Source organism: Shinella sp. 20P9.1.1, assembly GCF_057798995.1.
In genome coordinates this window covers 23,656-44,922 of the sequence record NZ_JBYOLC010000022.1, presented here as the reverse complement: position 1 = coordinate 44,922, position 21,267 = coordinate 23,656, and the positions used below count along the sequence as shown (strand labels likewise).

27 protein-coding genes are annotated in these 21,267 nt (G+C 63.4%); 17 read left to right on the top strand and 10 right to left on the bottom strand.

What is annotated here, in order from left to right; all coding sequences use genetic code 11:
• Positions 1-93 precede the first annotated feature (93 nt).
• Positions 94-354 (top strand): DUF1344 domain-containing protein, encoded by a 261-nt coding sequence (locus AC27VQ_RS24790; RefSeq protein WP_298097000.1) that lies wholly within the window; start codon positions 94-96, stop codon positions 352-354.
• Positions 355-372: 18 nt separating this feature from the next.
• Here AC27VQ_RS24790 and AC27VQ_RS24785 read toward each other — a convergent pair whose 3' ends face one another.
• The 4 genes from AC27VQ_RS24785 to AC27VQ_RS24770 all read right to left on the bottom strand — a co-directional run bounded on the left by AC27VQ_RS24785 (position 373) and on the right by AC27VQ_RS24770 (position 3,598).
• Positions 373-954 carry a histidine phosphatase family protein gene (locus AC27VQ_RS24785; RefSeq protein WP_488718427.1) on the bottom strand — a complete coding sequence of 194 codons (582 nt, stop codon included), beginning with the start codon at positions 952-954 and terminating at the stop codon, positions 373-375.
• A 16-nt stretch (positions 955-970) separates the two neighbouring features.
• On the bottom strand, positions 971-1,789 hold the full coding sequence (fabI, locus tag AC27VQ_RS24780) for an enoyl-ACP reductase FabI (RefSeq protein WP_257947866.1): 819 nt from the start codon (positions 1,787-1,789) through the stop codon (positions 971-973).
• 188 nt (positions 1,790-1,977) lie between these two features.
• Positions 1,978-3,048, bottom strand: a complete 1,071-nt coding sequence (locus AC27VQ_RS24775) for a DnaJ C-terminal domain-containing protein (RefSeq protein WP_488718426.1) — start codon at positions 3,046-3,048, stop codon at positions 1,978-1,980.
• A 103-nt stretch (positions 3,049-3,151) separates the two neighbouring features.
• Complete coding sequence (locus AC27VQ_RS24770; RefSeq protein WP_488718425.1) at positions 3,152-3,598, bottom strand: RT0821/Lpp0805 family surface protein; 447 nt, start codon at positions 3,596-3,598, stop codon at positions 3,152-3,154.
• A 67-nt stretch (positions 3,599-3,665) separates the two neighbouring features.
• Between AC27VQ_RS24770 and pdxH the strand changes: the two genes are divergently transcribed.
• Positions 3,666-4,286 carry a pyridoxamine 5'-phosphate oxidase gene (pdxH, locus tag AC27VQ_RS24765; RefSeq protein WP_488718424.1) on the top strand — a complete coding sequence of 207 codons (621 nt, stop codon included), beginning with the start codon at positions 3,666-3,668 and terminating at the stop codon, positions 4,284-4,286.
• 10 nt (positions 4,287-4,296) lie between these two features.
• Here pdxH and AC27VQ_RS24760 read toward each other — a convergent pair whose 3' ends face one another.
• Both AC27VQ_RS24760 and AC27VQ_RS24755 read right to left on the bottom strand, forming a co-directional pair.
• Positions 4,297-5,352, bottom strand: coding sequence for a polysaccharide deacetylase family protein (locus tag AC27VQ_RS24760; RefSeq protein ID WP_313524831.1), 1,056 nt, complete (start codon positions 5,350-5,352; stop codon positions 4,297-4,299).
• A 115-nt stretch (positions 5,353-5,467) separates the two neighbouring features.
• Positions 5,468-5,701, bottom strand: coding sequence for a hypothetical protein (locus tag AC27VQ_RS24755; protein ID WP_488718423.1), 234 nt, complete (start codon positions 5,699-5,701; stop codon positions 5,468-5,470).
• 103 nt (positions 5,702-5,804) lie between these two features.
• Between AC27VQ_RS24755 and AC27VQ_RS24750 the strand changes: the two genes are divergently transcribed.
• A complete protein-coding gene (locus AC27VQ_RS24750) occupies positions 5,805-6,710 on the top strand; it encodes a LysR substrate-binding domain-containing protein (RefSeq protein ID WP_488718422.1) in 906 nt (301 codons plus the stop codon).
• Here the strand turns inward: AC27VQ_RS24750 and tldD are convergent.
• Both tldD and AC27VQ_RS24740 read right to left on the bottom strand, forming a co-directional pair.
• A complete protein-coding gene (tldD, locus tag AC27VQ_RS24745; RefSeq protein ID WP_488718421.1) occupies positions 6,707-8,122 on the bottom strand; it encodes a metalloprotease TldD in 1,416 nt (471 codons plus the stop codon). The genes AC27VQ_RS24750 and tldD overlap by 4 nt on opposite strands.
• A gap of 79 nt (positions 8,123-8,201) precedes the next feature.
• Positions 8,202-8,732 carry an invasion associated locus B family protein gene (locus tag AC27VQ_RS24740; protein WP_257947858.1) on the bottom strand — a complete coding sequence of 177 codons (531 nt, stop codon included), beginning with the start codon at positions 8,730-8,732 and terminating at the stop codon, positions 8,202-8,204.
• Between the two features lie 539 nt (positions 8,733-9,271).
• Between AC27VQ_RS24740 and coxB the strand changes: the two genes are divergently transcribed.
• The 12 genes from coxB (at position 9,272) to rnhA (ending at position 18,744) form a co-directional block, all read left to right on the top strand.
• Positions 9,272-10,156 carry a cytochrome c oxidase subunit II gene (gene coxB, locus AC27VQ_RS24735; protein WP_313524814.1) on the top strand — a complete coding sequence of 295 codons (885 nt, stop codon included), beginning with the start codon at positions 9,272-9,274 and terminating at the stop codon, positions 10,154-10,156.
• Positions 10,157-10,175: 19 nt separating this feature from the next.
• Complete coding sequence (ctaD, locus tag AC27VQ_RS24730; protein ID WP_313524811.1) at positions 10,176-11,843, top strand: cytochrome c oxidase subunit I; 1,668 nt, start codon at positions 10,176-10,178, stop codon at positions 11,841-11,843.
• Positions 11,844-11,927: 84 nt separating this feature from the next.
• Positions 11,928-12,872, top strand: coding sequence for a heme o synthase (locus AC27VQ_RS24725; protein ID WP_488718420.1), 945 nt, complete (start codon positions 11,928-11,930; stop codon positions 12,870-12,872).
• Entirely contained in the window at positions 12,872-13,012 is a 141-nt protein-coding gene (locus tag AC27VQ_RS24720) for a hypothetical protein (RefSeq protein ID WP_313524807.1), read from the top strand. Before AC27VQ_RS24725 ends, AC27VQ_RS24720 begins: the two co-directional genes overlap by 1 nt.
• Positions 13,013-13,014: 2 nt before the next feature.
• Positions 13,015-13,620, top strand: a complete 606-nt coding sequence (locus tag AC27VQ_RS24715; RefSeq protein ID WP_313524804.1) for a cytochrome c oxidase assembly protein — start codon at positions 13,015-13,017, stop codon at positions 13,618-13,620.
• 58 nt (positions 13,621-13,678) lie between these two features.
• Positions 13,679-14,557 (top strand): cytochrome c oxidase subunit 3, encoded by an 879-nt coding sequence (locus AC27VQ_RS24710; protein ID WP_313524801.1) that lies wholly within the window; start codon positions 13,679-13,681, stop codon positions 14,555-14,557.
• Positions 14,558-14,722: 165 nt separating this feature from the next.
• The gene (locus AC27VQ_RS24705) at positions 14,723-15,106 is read left to right on the top strand and encodes a DUF983 domain-containing protein (protein ID WP_488718419.1); all 384 of its coding nucleotides are present in this window, start codon (positions 14,723-14,725) and stop codon (positions 15,104-15,106) included.
• Complete coding sequence (locus tag AC27VQ_RS24700; RefSeq protein ID WP_488718418.1) at positions 15,099-15,869, top strand: SURF1 family protein; 771 nt, start codon at positions 15,099-15,101, stop codon at positions 15,867-15,869. The genes AC27VQ_RS24705 and AC27VQ_RS24700 overlap by 8 nt, the downstream gene beginning before the upstream one ends.
• A gap of 38 nt (positions 15,870-15,907) precedes the next feature.
• A complete protein-coding gene (locus tag AC27VQ_RS24695; protein ID WP_488718417.1) occupies positions 15,908-16,273 on the top strand; it encodes a DUF1304 domain-containing protein in 366 nt (121 codons plus the stop codon).
• Between the two features lie 9 nt (positions 16,274-16,282).
• Positions 16,283-17,284: a 4-hydroxy-3-methylbut-2-enyl diphosphate reductase gene (gene ispH / locus AC27VQ_RS24690; RefSeq protein ID WP_488718416.1), complete on the top strand. Its 1,002-nt coding sequence runs from the start codon at positions 16,283-16,285 to the stop codon at positions 17,282-17,284.
• Positions 17,285-17,335: 51 nt separating this feature from the next.
• Positions 17,336-18,301: a homoserine kinase gene (locus AC27VQ_RS24685; RefSeq protein WP_488718415.1), complete on the top strand. Its 966-nt coding sequence runs from the start codon at positions 17,336-17,338 to the stop codon at positions 18,299-18,301.
• A complete protein-coding gene (gene rnhA / locus AC27VQ_RS24680) occupies positions 18,298-18,744 on the top strand; it encodes a ribonuclease HI (RefSeq protein ID WP_488718414.1) in 447 nt (148 codons plus the stop codon). Before AC27VQ_RS24685 ends, rnhA begins: the two co-directional genes overlap by 4 nt.
• 57 nt (positions 18,745-18,801) lie before the next feature.
• On the opposite strand, the gene AC27VQ_RS24675 is transcribed toward rnhA, so the two are convergent.
• Both AC27VQ_RS24675 and AC27VQ_RS24670 read right to left on the bottom strand, forming a co-directional pair.
• A complete protein-coding gene (locus AC27VQ_RS24675) occupies positions 18,802-19,287 on the bottom strand; it encodes a peroxiredoxin (protein WP_488718413.1) in 486 nt (161 codons plus the stop codon).
• A gap of 75 nt (positions 19,288-19,362) precedes the next feature.
• A complete protein-coding gene (locus tag AC27VQ_RS24670) occupies positions 19,363-20,154 on the bottom strand; it encodes a protein-disulfide reductase DsbD domain-containing protein (protein ID WP_488718412.1) in 792 nt (263 codons plus the stop codon).
• 175 nt (positions 20,155-20,329) lie between these two features.
• Here AC27VQ_RS24670 and AC27VQ_RS24665 point away from each other — a divergent pair, with 175 nt between their 5' ends.
• Together AC27VQ_RS24665 and AC27VQ_RS24660 are read left to right on the top strand one after the other, a co-directional pair.
• Positions 20,330-20,935, top strand: coding sequence for a YqgE/AlgH family protein (locus AC27VQ_RS24665; RefSeq protein WP_313524781.1), 606 nt, complete (start codon positions 20,330-20,332; stop codon positions 20,933-20,935).
• A 96-nt stretch (positions 20,936-21,031) separates the two neighbouring features.
• Positions 21,032-21,223, top strand: coding sequence for a CsbD family protein (locus AC27VQ_RS24660; RefSeq protein WP_069059549.1), 192 nt, complete (start codon positions 21,032-21,034; stop codon positions 21,221-21,223).
• Positions 21,224-21,267 lie beyond the last annotated feature (44 nt).

The window sequence follows — 21,267 nt, the reverse complement described above, 5'->3', positions numbered from 1 at the left end:
GACATTGTGGGCGACGAGGGCGAATTTCGCCATATTTCGGGGGCATCTGACGTGACCAGCAAAAAGACTGATTCATTTCCAGGGGTTCGTACGATGCGGTTGTTGATCGCAGCTTTGATGGCCACGGCCGTCTTCCTTTCGCCACTCGTCGCCTCGGCCGAAAGCGCCGACGTGGAAGCGACGATCACCAATGTGGACACGGGCAATCTCTCGCTGTCGCTCGACGACGGCAAGAAGTACCAGGCGCCGGAGGAGTTCAACTTCGAAGGCCTGGAGCCGGGCGTGAAGGTTCTGGTGTTCTATACCGAAGTCGACGGCAAGCGCGTCATCAACGACCTCGAGATTATTCAGTAAATCAGGGGCTTCGGCCCGTCAGAGCCAGCGCATTCCCGTCCCGTCCAGCCTGAGCACACGGTCCTGGAAGATGGGGATGTTGGCCGCTTCCTCCTCCGCCATGCCGTTGAGCCGGAACGCCGCGCGAAAAACGCCGCCATGGCTAACGCAGACGGTCGGCCGGTCGATCTCGGCAAGAAACGAGCCGATGCGCCAGCAGAGGATTTCGTAGCTTTCGGCCGTCTCGCCCGGCGGAATGAAGTTCCATTTCGAGCGCCGGCGCTCATCGACACGGTCGGGCGTCGTCGCCTCCAGCTCTTCCAGCGTATGGCCTTCCCAGTCGCCGAAGGAGACTTCAACGAGGCGCTTGTCGGTGCGATAGGTGAGGGGATTAAGACCCATGGCGCGGCGCAGGATTTCCATGGTCTCGCGCGTGCGCCCGAGCGGGCTTGCCACGAAATCGAAATCCGAAACGGCCGCGCCGAGAAGCGCCTTGAGAGTGCGGCCGTTGCCGGCCGCTTGCGCGCGGCCAGTATCGTTGAGCGGAATGTCCTTCTGTCCCTGCAGCCTGCCCTCAGCATTCCACGCGGTCTGGCCGTGGCGGATCATGTAGATGAGCAAGATGCGAGGCTCCGGGTCAGTCCTTGATGACGGAGATGTCGGGCGCGTCGACCGCCTTCATGCCAACGACATGGTAGCCGCTGTCGGCGTGATGCGTCTCGCCGGTCACCGAGCGCGACAGGTCCGACAGCATGTAGAGGCCGACATCGCCCACTTCCTCGATGGTGACGGTGCGGCGCAGCGGCGCATTGTACTCGTTCCACTTGAGGATGTAGCGGAAGTCGCCGATGCCGGAGGCGGCCAGCGTCTTGATCGGGCCGGCCGAGATGGCGTTGACGCGGATGTTCTTCGGGCCGAGATCGACGGCGAGATACTTCACGCTCGCCTCAAGTGCGGCCTTGGCAACGCCCATGACGTTGTAGTTCGGCATGACCTTTTCCGCGCCGTAATAAGTCAGCGTCAGCATGGAGCCGCCATCGGTCATCAGCTTTTCCGCACGGCGCGCGACCGACGTGAAGGAATAGACCGAGATCTGCATCGTCTTGGCGAAGTTGCCCGGCGTCGTGTCGACGTAGCGGCCGGTCAGTTCGTCCTTGTCGGAGAAGCCGATGGCGTGCACGAGGAAGTCGATCTTGCCCCAGGTCTTCTCGATATTGTCGAAGACGGCATCGATCGAGGCTTCGTCCGAGACGTCGCAGTCACCGGCCAGCACGGCGCCGATTTCGGCGGCCAGCGGCTCGACGCGCTTCTTGAGCGCATCGCCCTGATAGGTGAGGGCGATCTCGCCGCCCTGTGCGTGGATGGCTTTGGCGATGCCCCAGGCGATGGAACGGTTGTTGGCGACGCCCATGATGACGCCGCGCTTGCCCTTCATCAGACCAGATGCCTGAACCATGGTTTGCCCCTTTGAAATCTAGAGCAACCCCCGCAAATACGCGAAAAGGCTTTGCGTTCTTGGAGTTGCGTGAATAAGTCGAAATTGCCTATGGCATAGGCGGCAATGCGGTTCAAGCGCGCGCCAGTTCAGGAACTGTTAGCATCCGTAACAATGGGTGCATCTTTCACTGAAAGTTCATAAATCGATTAAAGGTAAAGGCCTTCGCGCAGCGACCGCATCAGGTCGATCATCTTGGCGTCCGGTTTTTCCCAGAGCAGCAGCCTGACTTCGGCGATGAGATCGCCGCGCGCGCCGTCTTCCTTGACGAGGCCCTCGTCCGGGATGCGGATCGTCTGGTCGGATCCCGACCAGGCCGGGACGGTGACGGTCAGAGGCCCGGTTGGGCCGTCGATGGTCGTCTCGCAGCCGAGAACGGCGTTCTCGATCGTCACCGGCAGGTCGACCCTGAGGTCGAAGCCGTCGGTGCGGAAGCGGCCGGGCGCCACGCGCACGGTGATGACGGCATCGCCGCGCCTGAGGTTTTCGATGCGGTGGCCGGCCTCCTTGAGACGGATCACCTGTCCATCTGTGGTGCCGGCGCCGACGGGCACGCGGATGGTCTGCCCCTCCGGCGTCTCGATGGTCGGACGCACCCGGTTGAGGATGTCTTCCACGCTCACGGTGACGTCGGCGACGAGATCCGGCGCCTTCTCGACCGGAGCGCGCGTGCCGCGGATGCGGCGGATGATGGCGGAGATGATGGCGGCACCTGGTGCTGTACCGCGGGCGGGCATCGGCTGCTGCTCGGCGGCGGGCTCATCGGCGACCTTGCGGGCTTCCTGAGCGGGCGCGGCTGCATTTGCTTGCGCCTGGGGTTGCGGCTGGGGCTGCGGGCGCGGCTTCGCCTCGGCCTGCTGGCCACGGGAATCGACGCCGAAGATGCGGGCGATCATGTCTTCGGCGGCCTCGCCGGAGACGCGCGGACCATCCTGCTGGCGGGGGCTCTCGGCCTTCGCCTTGCGGTCGGCCTGCTGCTGGCGCATCTGCTCCATGCGGCGAAGCTCGGCCTCGCGCTGTTGGCGATCGTAACGGGAACGCTTGTCGGGATCGCGCAGCAGATCATAGGCGCGGCCGGCCTCGGTGAAGCGCACCGTCGCATTCGGGTCGTCGTGGTTCTGGTCGGGATGCACGGCTTTCGCCACCGACCGCCACGCCGCCTTGATTTCGTCCTGGCCGGCATTCCGCTTCACGCCGAGAACCGAATAGGGATCACGCATACCTAACCACCCGTTTCGTTTTACCGCTCATGGTAGCGGGCGACGTTCTAACCGCCGGTTACGCGTTAGGGTTTACAGATTGCTAAGATGCGGGTGGGTGGGTTCAACCCTGACGGTCGAAGGCCAAGAGCAGCCATTCGCCGGAATTGCCCAGGCACGTGCGGCCCGAATAGTTGGCGATGCCCTGATAGGAGTGTTTCGTCGTCACGAAATCGCGGCAGGTGCGCCCTGCGGCGTCCTGGTTTTCCGCAATCGTGCTGATGACGCCGGCACTTCCCGAAGCGGAGTTCGCCCAGGGAATGGGCTGGCCCGCGGCCTGCGCCAGATCGGCGGAGGAGACGGCATTGCGCACGGTCGTCTCGTCGGAGAGACGCTCGCCGCTCGCCACGGTGCTGGTGCGGATGGTGCTGTCGACCTTGCTGTCTTCGAAGAGATCGAGGCCGCTCATGCAGCCCGACAGGAACGCGGCCGACGTCGTGACTGCTGCGAGGACGATGCAGCGCGTCCAGTATGGCTTTGTCTCCGGTCGCGACTTTGCTATGACGTTCACCCCAGCTGCCTCATGCAGTCGAAAGAGCGGCCAAAATCGGCCCAAAAAGATCGGCTTTGAATCGAATATGAGCGAAAATGCGTTAACAAGCGGTGACTTCACCGAGGAAAACGAACCCTATGCCCTGTTCGGACGCTGGCTGGCGGACGCCGGCAAGAGCGAGCCGAACGACGCCAACGCGCTGGCGCTCGCCACCGTCGACGAGACGGGCCTGCCCAATGTGCGCATGGTTCTCCTGAAGGGTTTCGATGAGCGGGGCTTCGTGTTCTACACGAATTTCGAAAGCCGCAAGGGCCAGGAAATCCTCTCAGCAGGCAAGGCGGCGATGTGTTTCCACTGGAAATCGCTGCGCCGCCAGATCCGCATCCGCGGCGAGATCGAGGTCGTCAGCAATGCCGAGGCCGACGAATATTACGCCTCGCGCCCGCGCGGCAGCCGCATCGGCGCCTGGGCTTCGAAGCAGTCGCGTCCGCTCGAAAGCCGCTTTGCGCTGGAAAAGGCCGTCGCCGAATACACCGCCCGCTACGCGATCGGCGAAATCCCCCGCCCGCCGCACTGGTCCGGCTTCCGCCTGAAGCCCGTCTCGATCGAGTTCTGGCACGACCGCCCCTTCCGCCTGCACGACCGCGTGGAATTCCGCCGCGTGGACGACGGCAAGGGCTGGACGAAGGTCAGGATGTATCCGTGAAAATTTCGGTCTAGCGCCGCATCAGCCGGAAGGGGATGCCGGAAGCGAGCGCCCCGACATATTTCGGTTTCTGGTACAGCCCGTTCAGCGAAATGCGGGGCAGCGCCGTCGGCGTGTCGAAGGAGCGGGCCGAGAGCGTGCCGGGATCCGTGAGGACGGCCACGCGGAAGCCGAGGTCCTTGGCAAGCTGGTGCTCGCGCGGCGAGACGGCGGCGCGGTCGCCGTAGGGATAGGCGAAGGTGTCGGGACGGCGGCCGGTGATCGCGGCGATGCGTTCGGCCGACTGGTCCATTTCGCTGCGCGCTTCCGCATCCGAAAGCCGGGCCAGCGCCCGGTGGCTCAGCGTATGCGCGCCGATCGTCGCGAGCGGATTGAGCACGAGACTCTTCAATTCCGGCTCGCGCATGACCAGCCGCTCGGTGATCATCAGCGGATCGATGCCATGGGCGCGGGCGACGGCGTCGAGCGCCTCGATGGCCGCGCTTTCCTCGGCATGCGTGTGAATGAACTGGGCAAAGCGTTCGTAGGCCGCCTGTTTCTGGAAGGGTGTGGCGAGCGGCAGGGTGACGGTGCCGGAGCCGAAATCGAAGTCGAGATGCGGCGCGACACGCAGAAGCTCCGTCAGCGTTTCCCACCAGATGCCATGGGTCTTGCAGGCAAAGCCGGGGGCGACGAACACCGTGAACGGCACCTTGTGGCGCGTGAAGACGGGCTGGGCATGCACCGCATTGTTGCGATAGCCATCGTCGAGCGTGAAGGCGGCGAAGCGTTCGCCGGGCCGGGCGATTGCCAGGCGCGCCGGCATGTCGGCCAGCGCCACGAACTGGTAGCCTTCTTCTGTCAGGTGCCCAAGAGCGGCATCGAGGAATTCCGGCGTGATTTCCAGATGGGCGTTCGGATCGAAGACCTGCGGTGTCTTCGGCCGCACATGATGCAGCGTGAAGATCGCACCCATGCCGCGCGCCGAGGCCATGAGGCCGGCGCGTTCCGCCAGATGCGCGACTTCGAGCCCGCCGGTGATGACGGCACGTTTAAGCCCCTGTCGCATGACGCTGCGGATCGGCATTCCCGCCTCCAGATGGTTGAACCAGCCGCCTTTATGGGGCTTGCATGGTATCCGAGGCGTTAACGCGGTCGATCCGCAGTGCATTCTGGCGCTAAGGGAGCGGTTTCTCCGCTTGTCAGCATCTTTGAGCCTGTGGACGAAGCCGCGATCTCGCCGCCGTTTCGTTTCGCAGATCGGACCGCCGCGCCGCAGCGGGAGACAAAACCGGCGCGGTGCGTTCGACAGGCGGAAGATCGTGTTCCGCCTCGGGGCAGGGGCGCCGGAACGGGGCGTTTCCTTCGGCCCGCGGCGGCTGGAAGGTGAAGAGACGGATGACGTCTGAGAAAACGGTGATGATCGGGATGAACATGTCATCTCCTCCGGGCAAACTTGAATTGCCCTTATTGTCCACCCGCTTGCCTCCTTCACTCAAACGAGTTTATCGTCGATTTCAGATGACTTGAGGTTATGCGATGAAGCGTGGACGGTTGCCCCTGACGGCATTGCGGAGTTTCGAGGCGGCGGGCCGGCTCGGCAGTTTTACGCTCGCGGCCGATGAGCTTGCGGTCTCGCAGGCTGCCGTGAGCCGGCAGGTGAAGGAACTGGAGGCCGAGCTTGGCAAGCCGCTCTTCGAACGACGCCACCGGGCCGTGCGCCTCACGCCGTCTGGCCATGCGCTGCTTGGCGTGCTCTCGCGTAGCTTCGATGCGATGGATGCGAGCCTGTCGGAAATCCGCGGCCGGCGCGGTGGTGGTCTGCTGGAAATCAGCGCCGAACCGTCCTTCGCCGCCGGCTGGCTCGTCTCGCATCTCGACGATTTCCGCAGCGGGCATCCCGAGGTGGACGTGGCCGTCGATTCGGACATGCGGCTCATCGAATTCCGCACCCACGAGGCCGAGATTGCCATTCGCCACGGCATGGATGCCAAGGCCTGGCCGCGCACGGAGGTCGATCATCTGGTAGACGTGGACATGGTGCCGGTCATCGCGCCCGGCCTGCTCGCAAACAGCACGCCGCTCGAAACGCCCGCCGATCTTCTGACGCATACGCTGCTGCACGAGGAAACTCGCAGCGTCTGGGAACGCTGGTTCACGGCCGCCGGCCTGCCGGATACTCCGCTCGGCCGCGCGCAGATTTTTGCCGAGGGTAATCTGGTGCTGCAGGCGGTGCTGCGCGGCCACGGCGTGGCATTGGTCGATCGTTTCCTGGCCGCCGAGGACATCGCCGCCGGCCGCCTCGTCCAGCCCTTCGATCTCTCGATCCGCCACGGCGCCTATTGGCTGGTGGCGCGCAGCTTCAAGCGCCTTTCGCCGGAAGCGCAAGCGTTCCGCCAATGGCTGTTGCAGCGTCTGGATGTAGGGGCAGGGGGCGGCGATTAGGTCTTCGTGCCGCCGACCGTGATCTGGTCCATGCGCAGATGCGGCTGGCCGACCCCGACCGGCACCCATTGGCCGGCCTTGCCGCAATTGCCGATGCCGGTGTCGAGCTTGGTGTCGTTGCCGACCATCGAGACGCGGCGCATGGCGTCCGGGCCGTTGCCGATCAGCATGGCGCCCTTGACGGGGGCCGTCACCTTGCCGTTCTCGATGAGATAGGCTTCCGTGCAGCCGAAGACGAATTTGCCGGAGGTGATGTCCACCTGCCCGCCGCCGAAGGAGACGGCATAGATGCCGTTCTTGACGGAGGCGATGATCTCGTCCGGCGTCTTGTCGCCCGAGAGCATGTAGGTGTTGGTCATGCGCGGCATCGGGCGGTAGGCATAGCCCTGGCGGCGGCCGTTGCCGGTCGCCTTCATGCCCATCAGCCGGGCATTCTGCCGGTCCTGCATATAGCCGACCAGCTTGCCGTCCTCGATCAGCACATTGTAGGCCGAGGGCGTGCCCTCGTCGTCCACGGTGATCGAGCCGCGGCGGTTGTCGATCGTGCCGTCATCGACGACGGTGACGCCCTTGGCCGCCACCTGCTCGCCCAGCAGGCCGGCGAAGGCCGAGGTCTTCTTGCGGTTGAAATCGCCTTCCAGCCCGTGGCCGACGGCCTCGTGCAGCATCACGCCCGGCCAGCCGTTGGAGAGCACGACATCCATGGTCCCCGCCGGGGCCTCGATTGCTTCGAGATTGACCAGCGCCTGACGCAGCGCCTCGTTTGCGCCGGCATGCCAGCTTTCTTCGGTCAGGAAGGCATCGAAGGTCGTGCGCCCGCCGATGCCGTAGCTGCCGGTCTCCTGCCGGTCGCCCTGGCCGACGACGACGGAAATGTTGATACGGGTCATCGGCCTGATGTCGGTGACGCGGTGGCCATCCGCGCGCAGGATGTTGACGACCTGCCAGCTGGCGGCAACCGAGGCCGTGACCTGCCGCACCTTTGGATCTTTTGCGCGCAGATAGGCGTCGATCTCGGTCAGGAGCGCCACCTTCTGCTCGAAGGTCGGCGAGCCGATCGGATTGTCCGGGCTGTAGAGCTGGCGGTTGGTGCCCTGGGGCGCGGCGGAATAATCGCCGGAATAGCCGCGCGTGACGGCGCCTGCCGAATCGGCCGCGCGCTTCAGCGCCGACAGCGTAATCTCGCCGGAATGCGCATAGCCGACAGCCTCGCCCGCCACCGCACGCAGGCCAAAACCCTGGTCGGTGTTGAAGCTGCCGCCCTTGAGGCGGCCGTTGTCGAAGGACAGCGATTCCGCCTGTGCATGTTCGAGAAAGAGTTCGCCATCGTCGGCGCTCTTCAAGGTCTCCCGAAGCACCGCCTGCACGGATGCCTCGTCGGCATCGAAAAGGGAGAGGAGGTCGGTGTTCATGGCAGGCTCCGCAGCATTTAAATCACCGGGTTCATGTAAGTCCCCCGATGGCGGGCGGCAAGCCCACCGGGCGCCAAGCTTACGGCAGCGCGTCGTAACCTTCGCCGAAGCCCTTGAGATCGACGGGAATGCCGATGCCTTCTTCCGGCGACTGGAAGACGATGAAGGTGGCGGTCGCGCCGGAGCGGAAGGTCTTCAGCAGTTCGTCCTCAAGCACGACTTCGGCATAGCAGCCATCGGCAAAGCAGCGCACGAAATAGGCGCGGCCGATATCCTTGCCGTCGACATTGAGGCCGAGGCCGTTGGGCAGCAGCACGCCGAGCGGCGCGAGCACCCGGAGGATCTTGGCCTTGCGGTCGGCGGTCTTCAGCACGACGACGGACAGGCCGAGTTCCGGGCGGTCTTCGGCCAGCACGTTCTGCATCAGCGCACATTGTTCGCCCGAGGCGCCGGCCGGCTGGTCGCAGACAATGGACCAGGCGCCATGGTTCGATTTCACGGTGCCGGGCTGCTGGGCCGCTGCGAGCGACGGAAGCGCCATGGCGCCGAGCGAGAAGACGGCAAGGCCGAATGCCGCCCGGGACAGCCGGGAAAGGGAAGCAAAACCCATGAAAACCTCGGAATCTCGAATCAGTCGGGGTATCTTTGAAGGGACGGCATGGAAATGAAAAGCCCCGAGCGCTCCTTTCCGATTGATTGAAGGCGGAAATTGGACGCTCGGGGCGGCACTTTATAATAGGGGGCGGTTTGTGCGTCGCGGGCAGTCGGCACGGTGAGGCCGGAGGCAGCCTTGCCCGTTCGGACGTGCAGGCGGTTTTGGGTGGCGGTTATGGAATACGTCAGGGGAGGGCTGCCGGCAGGGTTCAGGCGGTTCGCGCCCATGCCGGCCCGCCATGCGCGAAATGAGTCGCGCCGCCGGCAGGCGGGTGCGCCGAGAGAGGGTCGCGGCGGCCAAACCTTTCATGCTATAGGGAATTGTGTGGAAACTGTGGGGATAGGCGGGAGGCTTTTGCTTTTGCGCAAAAATGCCGCACAGACGCAGCCCCATGGCTGTTGCGGCGAGCATGAAACTGTGGTTTTAAGCACTCAGTATAGCAGGGATTCTGCGCGTCTGTTTGATCCCAATCAAACGCCTTGGGGAGATACGTTGTGAAAAACAAAGCTTTTGCAGTTCTGGCCGCGATCGGCTGTCTGCTCTTTGCTTCGACCGCTTTCGCTGATCAGCCGTTTCCGTGGCAGAAGGGCCTCCAGCCCGCCGCGACCTCGATCATGGAAGAGATCAGCTGGTTCGAGCATTACACACTCTGGTTCATCGTCCCGGTCACGCTGTTCGTCCTCCTCCTGCTTATCATCGTCGTCGTGAAGTTCCGCGAAAGCGCGAACCCGGTTCCGTCGAAGACCAGCCACAACACGCTGATCGAAGTCGTCTGGACGCTCGGCCCGGTCGTTATCCTGCTGTTCCTGGCCGTTCCCTCCTTCCAGCTTCTCACCAAGCAGCTCGCGCCGACGGAAGAGCCGGAACTGACGATCAAGGCCACCGGCTACCAGTGGTACTGGGGCTACGAATACCAGGTCGGCGACAAGCCGGTTTCCTTCGACAGCCTTCTTTTGGCTGATGCCGATCGCGCCGCTGCCGGCAAGGAAGACAAGGCCGTCTATCCGCGCCTGCTCGCCGTCGACAACGAAATTGTCATCCCGGTCGGCAAGCATGTTCGCCTGCTCGTCACGGGTGCAGACGTGATCCACGCCTTCGCGATGCCCTCCTTCGGCGTGAAGATCGACGCCGTGCCGGGCCGTCTCAACGAAACCTGGTTCAAGGCAGACCGTGAAGGCCTGTTCTACGGTCAGTGTTCCGAGCTCTGCGGCAAGGACCATGCGTTCATGCCGATCGCCGTCCGCGTCGTCTCGCAAGAGAAGTACGATACCTGGCTTGCTGCCGCCGCGACTAATGTCGGCGAGGCAAACAAGGCCCTGATGGCGTCTGTCGACGGTGCGGCGAAGGCCGTAGACGTCGCCCAGAACGCCGCGCAGTAATACCTAGGGAGTCTGATCCATGGCCGGAACATCCGCTGCCCACGGCGATCACCACGATCACCACGAACACAAGCCGCTTACCTTCTTCCAGCGTTGGTTTCTTTCGACCAACCACAAGGACATCGGCACGCTTTACCTGATCTTCGCGATCTGTGCGGGCATCATCGGGGGTACGCTCTCGGTGGTGATGCGCATGGAGCTGCAGGAGCCGGGCATCCAGATCTTCCACGGCCTGGCCGCGATGGTCTACGGCTTCGAAGGTGACGCCGCCATCGACGGCGGCAAGCACATGTTCAACGTCTTCACGACGGCGCATGCGCTCATCATGATCTTCTTCATGGTCATGCCCGCCCTCATCGGCGGCTTCGCCAACTGGATGGTTCCGATCATGATCGGCGCGCCTGACATGGCGTTCCCGCGCATGAACAACATCTCGTTCTGGCTGATCATCCCGGCCTTCCTGCTCGTGCTGCTGTCGATGTTCGTCGAAGGCCCGGCAGGCGCATATGGCGCGGGTGGCGGCTGGACGATCTATCCGCCGTTCTCCACCTCGGGCCAGCCCGGTCCGGCGATGGATTTCGTGATCCTCGGCCTCCACATTGCCGGTGCATCCTCGATCCTCGGTGCGATCAACTTCATCACCACGATCCTGAACATGCGCGCTCCGGGCATGACGCTGCACAAGATGCCGCTGTTTGCCTGGTCGGTTCTGATCACCGCCTTCCTGCTTCTGCTCTCGCTGCCGGTTCTGGCGGGCGGCATCACCATGCTGCTCACCGACCGTAACTTCGGCACGGCCTTCTTCGCGCCGGAAAACGGCGGTGACCCGATCCTCTTCCAACACCTGTTCTGGTTCTTCGGTCACCCGGAAGTGTACATCCTAATCCTGCCCGGCTTCGGCATCGTCAGCCACATCGTGTCGACCTTCTCGCGCAAGCCGATCTTCGGCTATCTCGGCATGGCCTATGCCATGGTCGCCATCGGCGCCGTCGGCTTCATCGTGTGGGCCCACCACATGTACACGGTCGGCATGTCGCTCGACACGCAGCGCTACTTCGTCTTCGCCACGATGGTCATCGCGGTTCCGACGGGCGTGAAGATCTTCTCCTGGATCGCGACGATGTGGGGTGGTTCCATTCGCTTCACGACCCCGATGGTCTGGGCGATCGGCTTCATCTTCCTGTTCACCGTCGGCGGCGTTACGGGCGTGCAGCTCGCAAACGCCGGCCTCGACCGCGCCCTGCACGACACCTACTACGTGGTTGCCCACTTCCACTACGTTCTGTCGCTCGGCGCCGTTTTCGCCATCTTCGCGGCCTGGTACTACTGGTTCCCGAAGATGACCGGCTACATGTATTCCGAGTTCATCGGCAAGCTGCACTTCTGGGTCATGTTCATCGGCGTGAACCTGATCTTCTTCCCGCAGCACTTCCTCGGCCTTGCCGGCATGCCGCGCCGTTACATCGACTATCCGGATGCTTTCGCAGGCTGGAACGCGGTGTCGTCCTACGGCTCGTATATCTCGGCCTTCGCGGTCCTGATCTTCCTCTTCGGCGTCTTCGAAGCCTTCGCCAAGAAGCGCGTCGCCGGCGACAACCCGTGGGGTGAAGGTGCAAACACCCTGGAATGGCAGCTTTCTTCGCCGCCGCCGTTCCACCAGTGGGAACAGCTCCCGAAGATCAAGTAAGATCTCTGTAAACACGAGGCCGCCGGTTACGGCGGCCTCATAGATCAAAGACCGGATGAACCGGTCGAACGCGACGGAAAGAACATGGCGATCATCGAGCATCACGAAACGGTTCCGGGCGGCGGCGAGGTTTACCTCTCCGAAGCGTCGCCGCGTGATTTCTTCGAGCTCCTGAAGCCGCGCGTCATGTCGCTCGTCGTCTTCACGGCCTTTGCCGGCCTGGTGGTCGCGCCCGGCACGATCAACCCGTTCATCGGCGCCATCGCCATTCTCTGTATCGCCGTGGGCGCCGGAGCCTCCGGGGCGCTCAACATGTGGTACGACGCCGATATCGATGCGGTCATGACCCGCACGGCCAAGCGTCCGATCCCCTCGGGCCGCATCCGGCCGGAAGAAGCGCTCGCCTTCGGCCTGACGCTCTCGGCCTTCTCGGTCTGTATCCTCGGCCTTGCGGTCAACTGGCTGTCGGCTGGCCTGCTCGCCTTTACCATCTTCTTTTACGCCGTCGTCTATACGATGTGGCTCAAGCGCTCGACGCCGCAGAACATCGTCATCGGCGGTGCCGCCGGCGCCTTCCCGCCGATGATCGGCTGGGCCTGCGTAACGGGCGGCGTCTCCATCGAGAGCGTCGTGCTCTTCCTCATCACCTTCCTTTGGACCCCGGCGCATTTCTGGGCGCTGGCGCTGTTCAAGATGCGCGATTACGAGGCCGTCGGCGTGCCGATGCTGCCGAACGTTTCGGGCGAAGCCACCACGAAGGTGCAGATCGTCATCTATGCGGTCCTGACCGCCGTCATCGCCGTCGTGCCGACCTGGCTCGGCCTTGCCAGCATCGGTTATGGTCTCTTTGCCGCAGCGCTTGGCCTTGGCTTCGTGTGGTATTCCATCGGCGTGTTGCGCATGCCGGAAGGCGACCGCGCGATGGTGCCGGCCAAGAAGCTCTTTGCCTTCTCCATCGTCTATCTGTTCGCGATCTTCTCCGGCCTGATGTTCGACCGCCTGATCGCGTCTTTCGGATGGGTACTGTAATGGAAACCGTAAATCTCACTGAAAACCAGAAGAAGGCCCGCCGCGGCCGCAACATCGCGCTCGGTGCGGTGCTTCTGGGTCTCGTCGTCGTGTTCTATGTCGTGACGCTGATCAAGTTCGGCGGCGGAATGGCGGGCTGATGATGAGCGACAAGACTAAGACCGAACAGAAGAAGACGGGCAACGGCGCCGTCGTCGCCATGTGCTGTTCCTTCGTCATCGGCATGGGCGCGATGGCCTATGCCGCCGTGCCGCTCTACGAGATGTTCTGCAAGGCGACGGGCTACGGCGGCACGACGCAGCGCGTCGAGCAGGCCTCCGACGTCATTCTCGACCAGACGATCAAGGTGCGCTTCGACGCCAATACCGGCCCGGGCCTGCCCTGGACCTTCGAGCCGGTGCAGCGCGAAGTCGAGCTGAAGATCGGCGAGACCGTGCAGATCCTCTACAAGGCGCGCAACAATTCGTCCAAGGCGACGACCGGACAGGCGACGTTCAACGTCACCCCGGAACAGACCGGCGCCTATTTCAACAAGGTCCAGTGCTTCTGCTTCACCGAAACGACGCTGAAGCCCGGCGAAGAACTGGAAATGCCCGTCGTCTTCTTCGTCGATCCGGAGATCGTCAAGGCGGTCGAGACGAAGGGCATCCACACGATCACGCTGTCCTACACCTTCTATCCGCATGAGGCGTCGAAGCCGGTGGCTTCGGCTGCGGATAACAAGGCGGGCGACGTAAACAAGCTTTGAAAGACATGCGTTTCCGGCTATGCCGGAGACAGAACGCGATACATTCGGGGACAATCACATGGCCGATGCGCACCAGAAGAAACACGACTACCACATCATCGACCCCAGCCCGTGGCCGCTTCTCGCCTCCATCGGCGCGTTCGTCATGGCGCTCGGCGGCATCGGCTACATGCGTTACATCTCGGGCGGCGCGTTCCACCTGTTCGGCGTCAACCTCGCCACGCCGTGGATCTTCTTCATCGGCCTCTTGATCGTGCTCTACACGATGTATGCCTGGTGGGCAGATACGGTGAAGGAGGCCCATGAGGGCCACCACACCCGCGTCGTCTCGCTGCACCTGCGCTACGGCATGATCATGTTCATCGCTTCGGAAGTGATGTTCTTCGTCGCCTGGTTCTGGGCCTTCTTCGATGCCAGCCTGTTTGCCGCCGAACCCATCCAGGCCGCGCGCGCCGCCTATACCGGCGGTGTCTGGCCGCCGAAGGGCATCGAGGTTCTCGATCCTTGGCACCTGCCGCTCTACAACACCGTCATCCTGCTGCTTTCGGGCACCTGCGTGACCTGGGCGCACCACGCGCTGCTGCACAACGACCGCAAGGGCCTCATCAACGGCCTGACGCTGACTGTACTGCTCGGCCTGCTGTTCTCCTTCGTACAGGGGTATGAATACGCGCACGCTCCGTTCGCCTTCAAGGACTCGATCTACGGCGCGACCTTCTTCATGGCGACCGGTTTCCACGGCTTCCACGTTCTGGTCGGCACGATCTTCCTGATCGTCTGCCTGGTGCGCGCACTGCGTGGCGATTTCACCCCCAAGCAGCACTTCGGTTTCGAAGCCGCCGCTTGGTACTGGCACTTCGTCGACGTCGTCTGGCTCTTCCTCTTCTTCTCCATCTACATCTGGGGTGGCTGGGGCGCGCCGATCGCGCACATGTAAGCCGCTACGGCAAAACTGTTTCGAACGGCCGCAGCGATGCGGCCGTTTGCGTTTGAGGCGACCGGCCGCTTTGTCGCAGCTTTTGCGTTGGACGCGCGGGCAGGGCGGCGTTACCTATCGACATCGGCCCCAAGGGCCAGCGACCTCTTTGACTGGAATGGCATAATGGACGAGGACAAGGCACTCTACCCCCCGGTCGATCCCATCAGCGCGGGGCTGCGCGCCTGCTGCCCGCGCTGCGGTCAGGGCAAGCTGTTCGATGGGCTCCTGAAGGTGAAGCCGGCCTGCGCCAATTGCGGCCTCGACTATTCCTTCGCCGATTCCGGTGATGGCCCGGTCGTCTTCGTGATTCTGATCGTCGGCTTCATCGTCGTCGGCGCGGCGCTGTGGATGGAGGTGAACTACAATCCGCCGCTCTGGGTGCATTTCATGCTGTGGATACCCCTGGTCATCGTGCTCGGCCTTGCGCTGACGCGCGTCCTCAAGGGCCTGCTGATCACCCTGCAATACCGCAATAACGCCCGCCCCGGCGAGATCGACCGTGGCTGAGGTTCCGGCAAGCCATCGTCCGCGTCCAAGCGCAGGCCGGGGAAAGCTGGTCCTGACCGGGATCGCCTTCTTCATCGCGCTCGCCATCCTGCTGTCGCTCGGCACCTGGCAGGTCCAGCGTCTGCACTGGAAGGAGAAGCTGCTCGCCGACATAGCCGAGCGCCGGGTCGCCGCACCCGTGCGCCTTGCCGATATCGAGGCGATGGCCGCGAAGGACGAGGATATCGAGTATCGCCCGGTCACCGTCACGGGCGTCTTCGCCAACAACCGTGAGCGTCACTTCTTCGCCACCTGGAACGGCCAGACAGGTTATTACATCTATACGCCACTCCAGCTCGCCGATGGCCGCTTCCTCTTCATCAACCGCGGCTTCGTGCCCTTCGAGGCGAAGGAGCCGGAAATGCGCAAGCAGGGCCAGCTCACCGGTGAGCAGACCGTGACCGGCCTTGCCCGCGCCCGCCTTGCCGAGAAGCCGTCCCCCATCGTGCCGGACAACGATATCGCCAAGAACATCTTCTACTGGAAGGACCTCGACGTGATGGCTTCCAGCACCGGCATTGCCGCCGACAAGCTGGTGCCGTTCTTCGTCGATGCCGGCGATGCCCTAAACCCTAAGGGCCTGCCGATCGGCGGCGTCACGCAGTTCGACCTGCCGAACAACCACCTGCAATATGCCGTCACCTGGTATGGCCTCGCGGCCGCCCTCGTCGGCGTCGGCCTCTATGCGCTGTTCCGGGCAAAAGGCGATCGCCCGGCGCCCTGAAATGCCGTAGGAAGAACGGAGGCAAACGGGAGACGGACATGCAGGCAATCGCAACCATCCTCGTCGCGATCATCGCGCTCGAACATGTCTATATCCTCATCCTTGAAATGTTTCTCTGGACGACACCGCGCGGCCAAAAAGCTTTCGGCATGACACCGGCACAGGCGCAAGCCACGAAGGTGCTCGCCGCCAACCAGGGCCTCTATAACGGCTTCCTCGCCGCCGGCCTCTCCTGGTCGCTCGTCCATCCCGATCCGGCCTTCGCCTTCCAGATCAAATTGTTTTTCCTTGGCGCAGTCGTGCTCGCCGGCCTATATGGGGGCGCAACGGCCGCGCGGAAAATTTTCGTCATTCAGGCGCTTCCCGCGGCCATCGCCCTTGTTGCCGTCCTCATTGCCGGATAACCGAGACGCATGAACGAGAACCGACCGGATTTGACCATCAGGCTGTGCGGCCCGCGCGGCTTCTGCGCCGGCGTCGACCGCGCCATCCAGATCGTCGTGCTGGCGCTGAAGGCCTATGGCGCGCCCGTCTATGTGCGCCACGAGATCGTGCACAACCGCTATGTCGTGGAAGGACTGGAGGCCAAGGGCGCGATCTTCGTCGAGGAGCTCGACGAGATCCCCGAGGAGCACCGCAAGCAGCCCGTCGTCTTCTCCGCCCATGGCGTGCCGAAGTCGGTTCCGGCCGATGCGGAGAGCCGCAACCTCTTCTATCTCGACGCGACCTGCCCGCTGGTCTCCAAGGTGCACAAGCAGGCGATGCGCCACCAGCGCCTCGGCCGCCATGTCGTGCTGATCGGCCATGCCGGCCACCCGGAAGTCATCGGCACGATGGGCCAGCTGCCGGAGGGTTCCGTCTCGCTGATCGAGACCGTCGAGGACGCCGACAAGTATACGCCACCGGATCCGGACAATCTCGGCTTCGTGACGCAGACGACGCTCTCGGTGGACGATACGGCCGGCGTCATCAAGCGCCTGCATGAGCGTTTCCCGAACCTCACCGCACCCGCCGCCGATTCCATCTGCTATGCCACGACCAACCGCCAGGAGGCCGTCAAGCAGGCGGCACCCGGCTGCGATCTCTTCCTCATCGTCGGCGCGCCGAACTCGTCGAACTCCAAGCGCCTCGTCGAGGTGGCGCTGCGCGCCGGCGCCACCAGGTCGGTGCTCGTGCAGCGCGCCTCGGAAATCGACTGGGAGACGATCGGCGATATCAGGACCGTCGGCCTGTCGGCTGGCGCATCCGCGCCCGAGGTCATCGTCAACGAGATCATCGAGGCCTTCCGCATGCGCTACAATGCGGTCGTGGAACTGGCCGATACGGTGGAGGAAAACGAACATTTCCTCGTCAATCGCGAGCTGCGCGCCATCGAGCTCACCTCCGCCGACATGGCCTTCGTCAATGGAGAGTGAGGCCGCGAGCCACCGCTCTCCCTTATCCAACCCGCAAGCCTGAGACCCGCCGTGGCCGTCTATACCGATATCACCGAAGACGATCTTTCCCGCTTCCTGACCGCCTATGACGCGGGCACGCTGCTCTCTTATAAGGGCATCGCCGAGGGCGTGGAGAATTCCAACTTCCTGCTGCACACCACCAAGGGCGCCTTCATCCTGACGCTCTATGAAAAGCGCGTGGATCGCAACGACCTGCCGTTCTTCCTCGGCCTGATGCACCATCTGGCCGAAAACGGCCTGTCCTGCCCGCTGCCGCTGTCGCGCAACGACGGCGCGCTGCTCGGCGAACTCTCCGGCCGCCCCGCCGCCATGATCTCGTTCCTCGAAGGCATGTGGCTGCGCAAGCCGGCGGCGAAACATTGCCGCGAGGTCGGCCGTGCGCTCGCCACGATGCATGTGGCCGGCAACGGTTTTGCAATCACCCGCGAAAACGCGCTTTCCGTCGGCGGCTGGCGGCCGCTGTGGGAGAAGTCGGTGGATCGCGTCGATGAGGTCGAGAAAGGTCTTCAGGACGAAATTGCCGATGAACTTGCAAGCCTGGAAGCCAACTGGCCCAACGGTCTGCCATCGGGCGTCATCCATGCCGATCTCTTCCCCGACAACGTCTTCTTCCTGGGCGACGATCTCTCCGGCCTCATCGATTTCTATTTCGCCTGCAACGACCTGCTCGCCTATGACGTCGCCATTTGCCTGAATGCCTGGTGCTTCGAGAAGGACGGCGCGTTCAATCTGACCAAGGGCATGGCGCTGCTGGACGGCTATGAAAGCGTGCGCCCGCTTTCCGAGGAAGAGGCTGCCGCCCTGCCGCTGCTCGCGCGCGGCTCGGCGCTGCGCTTCTTCCTGACGCGCCTCTACGACTGGCTGATGACCCCGCCCGGCGCGCTGGTCGTCAAGAAGGATCCGCTGGAATATCTGCGCAAGCTGCGCTTCCACCGGCAGGTTCAAAACCCCGCGGAATACGGTCTCTCCCGATGAAGCATGTCGATATTTTCACGGACGGCGCCTGCTCGGGCAATCCCGGTCCCGGCGGCTGGGGCGCGGTGCTGCGCTATGGCGATGTCGAGAAGGAACTCTCCGGCGGCGAGGCCGACACCACCAACAACCGCATGGAGCTGACGGCGGCGATGACCGCACTCACCGCGCTGAAGACGCCCTGCGAGGTCGATCTCTACACGGACTCGAAATACGTCATGGACGGCATTTCGAAATGGATATTCGGCTGGAAGAAAAACGGCTGGAAGACCGCCGACAAGAAGCCGGTGAAGAACGGCGATCTCTGGCAGGCGCTCGATGCGGCGCGCATGCAGCACAAGGTCGAATGGCACTGGGTCAAAGGCCACGCCGGCCATCCGGAAAACGAACGGGCCGACGAACTCGCTCGCAAGGGCATGGCACCGTTTAAAGGCGGTAGGAGTTAGGCAGTAGGAATTAGTGAAAAGGGATATTCTCCCTACTGCCTACTGCCTACTGCCTCTTCAAAGCTGCTCAATCATCGCGGCGGCACCCGAGACGGTCGCCTGTCCCGGGCTTTCCTCGACATTGAGCGTCTTCACCACGCCGTCCTCGACGAGCATGGAATAACGCTTGGAGCGCACACCGAGCGTGCCGGCGGAGAGATCGACATCCATGCCGAGCGCCTTGGTGAAGGCGGCGTCCCAGTCGGCGAGGAAGCGCAGCTTGCCGGCACCACCGGTGGAATTGGCCCAGGCGCCCATGACGTGATGGTCGTTGACGGCGACGACGGCGATGTCGTCCACGCCCTTGCCGAGAATGGCATCGCGGTTTTCCAGGTAGCCCGGCAGATGGTTCAGCGAGCAGGTGGGCGTAAACGCGCCCGGCACGGCGAAGAGCACGACGCGCTTGCCCGCAAAGAGGTCTTCGGTCGAAACCTCGGCGGGACCATCCGGCGTGCGTTCCTTGAGCTTGAGGTCGGGCAGCTTGTCTCCAACGGCAATGGTCACGGCGTGTCTCCTGTCAGGTCGATATCATCTCGGGCGGCGGCCGAAAAAGGCCGGGGAGGGGACTATAGGCGACGATCAATCGATGGCAAGCGGGCTTTCCATCGTCTTTTCGCCGGCCCTGACCGTGAGCTTGATCGGGTTTTTGGCGAGATCGAAGACCTTCGGCTTGTGCAGCACGGGCACGTCAGCGACGAAGACACCGCCATCGCGGCGCACGGGGCCGGCCGCGCCGAATTCGAAGGTCGAGGTGCCCGACAGGAAAACATCCGGCAGCGCGCCTTCCGCAGGCGCCTCGAAGCGCACGGAAATGCTCTTGCCGTCGGCGGCCCATCGCCCCGACAACGGCTTGAAGCCGTAGCCCGCGCCATGCGGCAGCGTGGCGTCGGCATCCGAGATCGCCATCGCCTCCAGCGGATTGGCGAAGGTTTCCGCACTCGCATCCGCCGTCAGTTCCGCCTGCACGGGAATGCAGATGTCCTTGCAGACGCCGAGGAAGACCGTGGCGGTGATCGCACCGCCCTCGGGCTTGGCGAGCGTCAGCGGCAGGCGCACGGGCGCGTCATAGCCGATATAGTGGTTGGTCTGGTCGCCGAGGCGTTTTGGCGCGGGGAAACCGACGGCGGTCAGTTCCGCGCCGCTGATGGCGACCGAAGGCGGAATACCGCTGCCGCCGGGATCGCGCCAATAGGTCTTCCAGCCGTCATGCAGCCGGATGTCGAGCATGGCGCGGACCGTGCCGTCGGCATTGGCCGGCAGCGCGACAAGGCGCACGTCGCCGCCCGGCGTCTCGACCCACGACGAGGTCGCGGCGACGGCGGGGGAACAGGCGAAAAGCAGCGCGAAAGCAGCGGTTTCCAAGCGTTTCATGGACAAATATCTAGCGCCGCCGGCGCCCGCTTTCCAGCGGCAAACGCTGAGGACGTCATCATAAATGCTTGATCGGGCGTGAACGAGCCATAGCTTGTTTGTGAGGGCTGGCATGCCGCGCCAGTCAAAAAGAATGCTTTTCATTTGGCGGCGAATTGATAGGCTATCCCGCATCATGGCTATCTCGGTTCTGAAAAACAAACGAGAACGTGGCTTCCTTGACGGTCAGTTCCTGATCGCCATGCCGGGGATGGCCGATGCCAATTTTGCCCGCACCGTCGTCTATATCTGCGCGCATTCCGAAGACGGCGCCATGGGTTTCGTCATCAACCGGCCGCAGCAGCTGAGCTTTTCCGATGTGCTGCTGCACCTTGATCTCGTGGGCGAGGACGAGGTGATCCGCCTGCCGGGCTCGACGCTGAATTTCCCCATCCGCTGCGGCGGCCCGGTCGAAAGCGGCCGCGGCTTCGTGCTGCATTCGGACGACTATCTGTCGGAATCCTCCATTCCCGTCAGCGACGACATCTGCATGACGGCGACGCTCGATATCGTGCGCGCCATTTCGCGCGGGCGCGGCCCGCAGCGTGGCCTGATGATGCTCGGCTATGCCGGCTGGGGGGCGGGGCAGATCGAAAACGAGATCGGCAACAATGGCTGGCTGAGTTGCCCGGCGCAGGAAGAGCTGATCTTCGACACCAATCTCGACAGCAAATATGAGCGGGCACTGGGCCTTATGGGCATCTCGCCGGCCATGCTGTCGGCACAAGCCGGCCACGCCTGAGATCGGTGGCAATTCATTTTTCGTCGGAACTTGTGCGGCTCTGCGCCGTTGTGTCGCCGCGTGAAGAAACACGCCTCGAACAACAGGAGTACGACGGTGGGTAGCACGAGCGACAAGATCAAGGGTACGGCAAACGAACTGGCCGGCAAGGCCAAGCAGGCCGCCGGCAAGGCGACCGACAATCCCAAGCTGCGCGCCGAAGGTGCGGGCCAGGAAGCGAAGGGCAAGACCCAGAAGGCTGTCGGCAAGGCCAAGGATGCCGTCAAGGGCGCGGTCGACCGCCTCTGATAAGCGAGGGATGGCCGAACGGTTTTCCGCCATCCCGCTATACT

Excerpts from the sequence above, each read along its gene's own strand:
- AC27VQ_RS24710 (WP_313524801.1), top strand. The coding sequence starts at position 13,679 with ATGGCCGATGCGCACCAGAAGAAACACGACTACCACATCATCGACCCC.
- ctaD (WP_313524811.1), top strand. The coding sequence starts at position 10,176 with ATGGCCGGAACATCCGCTGCCCACGGCGATCACCACGATCACCACGAA.
- fabI (WP_257947866.1), bottom strand. The coding sequence starts at position 1,789 with ATGGTTCAGGCATCTGGTCTGATGAAGGGCAAGCGCGGCGTCATCATG.
- rnhA (WP_488718414.1), top strand. The coding sequence starts at position 18,298 with ATGAAGCATGTCGATATTTTCACGGACGGCGCCTGCTCGGGCAATCCC.
- AC27VQ_RS24670 (WP_488718412.1), bottom strand. The coding sequence starts at position 20,154 with ATGAAACGCTTGGAAACCGCTGCTTTCGCGCTGCTTTTCGCCTGTTCC.
- tldD (WP_488718421.1), bottom strand. The coding sequence starts at position 8,122 with ATGAACACCGACCTCCTCTCCCTTTTCGATGCCGACGAGGCATCCGTG.
- AC27VQ_RS24740 (WP_257947858.1), bottom strand. The coding sequence starts at position 8,732 with ATGGGTTTTGCTTCCCTTTCCCGGCTGTCCCGGGCGGCATTCGGCCTT.
- pdxH (WP_488718424.1), top strand. The coding sequence starts at position 3,666 with ATGAGCGAAAATGCGTTAACAAGCGGTGACTTCACCGAGGAAAACGAA.
- AC27VQ_RS24665 (WP_313524781.1), top strand. The coding sequence starts at position 20,330 with ATGGCTATCTCGGTTCTGAAAAACAAACGAGAACGTGGCTTCCTTGAC.
- AC27VQ_RS24760 (WP_313524831.1), bottom strand. The coding sequence starts at position 5,352 with ATGCCGATCCGCAGCGTCATGCGACAGGGGCTTAAACGTGCCGTCATC.
- AC27VQ_RS24725 (WP_488718420.1), top strand. The coding sequence starts at position 11,928 with ATGGCGATCATCGAGCATCACGAAACGGTTCCGGGCGGCGGCGAGGTT.
- AC27VQ_RS24720 (WP_313524807.1), top strand. The coding sequence starts at position 12,872 with ATGGAAACCGTAAATCTCACTGAAAACCAGAAGAAGGCCCGCCGCGGC.
- ispH (WP_488718416.1), top strand. The coding sequence starts at position 16,283 with ATGAACGAGAACCGACCGGATTTGACCATCAGGCTGTGCGGCCCGCGC.
- AC27VQ_RS24715 (WP_313524804.1), top strand. The coding sequence starts at position 13,015 with ATGAGCGACAAGACTAAGACCGAACAGAAGAAGACGGGCAACGGCGCC.
- AC27VQ_RS24750 (WP_488718422.1), top strand. The coding sequence starts at position 5,805 with ATGAAGCGTGGACGGTTGCCCCTGACGGCATTGCGGAGTTTCGAGGCG.
- AC27VQ_RS24790 (WP_298097000.1), top strand. The coding sequence starts at position 94 with ATGCGGTTGTTGATCGCAGCTTTGATGGCCACGGCCGTCTTCCTTTCG.
- AC27VQ_RS24695 (WP_488718417.1), top strand. The coding sequence starts at position 15,908 with ATGCAGGCAATCGCAACCATCCTCGTCGCGATCATCGCGCTCGAACAT.
- AC27VQ_RS24775 (WP_488718426.1), bottom strand. The coding sequence starts at position 3,048 with ATGCGTGATCCCTATTCGGTTCTCGGCGTGAAGCGGAATGCCGGCCAG.
- AC27VQ_RS24755 (WP_488718423.1), bottom strand. The coding sequence starts at position 5,701 with ATGTTCATCCCGATCATCACCGTTTTCTCAGACGTCATCCGTCTCTTC.
- AC27VQ_RS24705 (WP_488718419.1), top strand. The coding sequence starts at position 14,723 with ATGGACGAGGACAAGGCACTCTACCCCCCGGTCGATCCCATCAGCGCG.